The following is a 2891-nucleotide window of genomic DNA, read 5'->3' on the forward strand; positions in this document are numbered from 1 at the left end:
AGCAGGGGCAAAGCCCCTCTTGACCTTGTTCGGAGCGTAGCGTAGAATGAGGTCAAGCAACCGCCTCGCAGAGCAAGTTTCCAAAAGCGTAAGCATTTTGGTATAACTTGCTACACCAAAAGTATTTGGATTGATTTTCAGCGATAAAAAGAAAGGTGTTTCACTATGGCAAACGCACAGAAATATACAAGAGCCGCCTGCGGTCACTTGGCGGCGCATTATGAAAGACGGAAGGACGAAAAGGGCGAATATGTGAAGTTCGGCAATCAGGACATAGACCCACAAAAAACCCACTTGAACTACAATTTAGCTCCACGGCGTGGAGTTGAGCAAATTGACTTTATTCGACAGAGAACGACAGAAGCCCGTACCCTCAAGCGGGACGATGTGAATGTCATGTGTTCATGGGTGGTTACTCTGCCAGAGTACCGCCACCACAACCAAAGTCTTCATGTAAGCCCAGACAAAGAGCAGGTCGAAAGGCTGTTTTTTGAGCGTTCCTATCGCTTTCTCTGCGACCGCTACGGAGAGCAGAATGTCATATCGGCGTATGTCCATAAGGACGAAAAAACGCCGCATATGCACTTTGCTTTCGTGCCGGTTACAGAGGACAAGAAGCGAGGGGGCGAAAAGGTTTCAGCTAAAGAGGTCATCACAAAAAATGACCTCAAGACCTTTCACACGGACTTGGAACGCTACCTCGACAGCTTCCGAGATTGGCACTTTGAGGTGGTCAATGAAGCCACCAAGGACGGCAATAAGGAGATTGCCGAACTGAAGAAGCAGACCGCCCATGAGGAAGTGCTAAAGGCACAGCAGGAAGCCCTACAAGCCCGTCAGAGGGCTTTGCAGGAGCAGGAGAGTATAAAACCCCTTGTAGAGCAAAAGAACGCCTTACGGGGCGAAATAGAAGCTTTACAGACCGAGAAAGAGGTTTTGACCGTCGCAGAGGTCGAAGCCATTAAGGGCGAAAAAACTCTATTGGGCGGTCTAAAGGGTGTGACACATAAGGAGTTTGAAGCTGTGAAACGCACGGCGGTCGCCGTGGAGAGCATGACCGCAGAGCGAGACCAGGCTTTAGCCAGGGCAGAGCGAGCGGATCTGCGAGCCACCGCCGCCGAAGCGAAAGTAAAAACAGCCTATGAGGACGCAAACCGTCAGCTTCAAGCGAAAATCCGAGAGGTGGAGCAGGACAGACCGAGCATGAAAGCCCAGATGGAGATAGTTCAGCTTCGCAAGGAAAATCAGACCTTGAAGACGGAGAACAGCAGTCTCCGTGGCAAGGTCGCAGACCTTGAAGCCACGGTTCGCCGTCTGGTTCAGATTATCCGTGAGAAGCTGCCAGAGGTCTATGCTGCTATCACGCAGCCAAAGCGTGATCGGCAGCAGCCACCGCAGAAGCAGAAGCCCAAATCAAGGGATTTGGAACGCTAAAGAAAGCGGTTTTTGGGGTATACTGGCGGAGACGACGGGACGGGAAACGCAAGTTTCTTGTTCCGTCGGCGGAGACGGAATAGCCCAAAAAATCCAGAAGTCAAGGGCTGTGAGGGGTGGAGATTTGCGATAGCAAATACTACCCCGTCCCTTGAGTTCTGGATAGCGTGGTACGCACTCCGAGGGAGACGCCCATCTGTTCCAGAGGTCGCCCTCCGCGTAGGAGCCTGCGGAGCAAATAAAAAAACCCGCCCTGCCAAGTGTCAAATTGACAAGGCGGGCGGATTCTCGTATAATGGCTTTAGTGGTTGGTACGCCAATACCAGACCACGAATACATGAGGGTCAAGCTCACATACTCACCGTAGGATAATTATAGCCGTAATTGGGCTTATTGTCAAGGTAACGAGATTGTACCCTCCGAAGAAAATCGGAGGTTTTTTTATGGCAAAAATTGATAAGGCAAGATTTTGGACGGGCGTTCTCTACCCAGAAAACATGAGGGAGGACTGGAAAGAGGTCATAGGCGATACTTTGCAGTACCCCTATGCGTACTGTCAGCACTCCCAAGACAAGGACAGCAAGAGCGAACACCGCAAAGACCATGTGCATCTGATTGTGGCGTTCCCGAACACCACAACCTACAAGCACGCTTTGAATGTCATGGATTTGCTTTCTGCGGAAGGCAAGAAAGCAATCAATAAGTGTGAAGCGGTCGTTGGTATCCGTAATGTCTATGATTACCTCATTCACGACACCGAGGATTGCCGAAAGAAAGGCAAAGAGCAGTACGACCCGTCCGAGCGTATCACGGGCAACAACTTCGACATTGGTGCGTATGAGCAGCTTGGCACAGCCGAAAAGAACGAAATGTTCTTGGAGATGGGACAAGCTATCAGAGAGCATGGCTTTACCAACTACATGGACTTCTATGAGTTCGTGGTCGATACATACGAGGACATGAACTACATTGAGGTCATGCGTTGTTACAGCGGTCACTTCGAGAGAATGACAAGGGGCAATTACCAACGCTGGGAGCAGGGACAGCGTGGACTTCGTCCGTCACAAGCAAAACTCCACGAAAACTCCACGAACACCACGCCAGATTGTTGCCCTGCGTGTGGGTCTGTAGACATCGTAAAAAGTGGTAAAACCCTTGCAAATACACAGCGTTGGGCGTGTAAGGACTGCGGAAAGAGGTTCGTTTGAGGAGCACTATTTTGTGGCTACTACGACCACAAAATAGTGTGACGGAAGACGGAAGACGAAAAGGGGCGATTTTGGGGGTGCAGGGGGCTTGCCCCCTTGCCCCTCGGAGAGTGGGGAGCTGTCCGCAGACAGCAGGGGCAAAGCCCCTCTTGACCTTGTTCGGAGCGTAGCGTAGAATGAGGTCAAGCAACCGCCTCGCAGAGCAAGTTTCCAAAAGCGTAAGCATTTTGGTATAACTTGCTACACCAA

The 2891-nt window shown here is 50.9% G+C and carries 2 protein-coding genes; both read left to right on the plus strand.

The features are described 5' to 3' along the window. Positions 1–165 precede the first annotated feature (165 nt). Positions 166–1434, plus strand: a complete 1269-nt coding sequence (gene mobV, locus KQI26_RS14940; RefSeq protein WP_253292900.1) for a MobV family relaxase — start codon at positions 166–168, stop codon at positions 1432–1434. Between the two features lie 443 nt (positions 1435–1877). Next, positions 1878–2642, plus strand: coding sequence for a Rep family protein (locus KQI26_RS14945; RefSeq protein ID WP_187049100.1), 765 nt, complete (start codon positions 1878–1880; stop codon positions 2640–2642). The last annotated feature ends 249 nt before the right edge of the window (positions 2643–2891 follow it).

Source organism: Intestinimonas sp. MSJ-38 (assembly GCF_018917925.1).
GTDB lineage: Bacteria > Bacillota > Clostridia > Oscillospirales > Butyricicoccaceae > Pseudobutyricicoccus.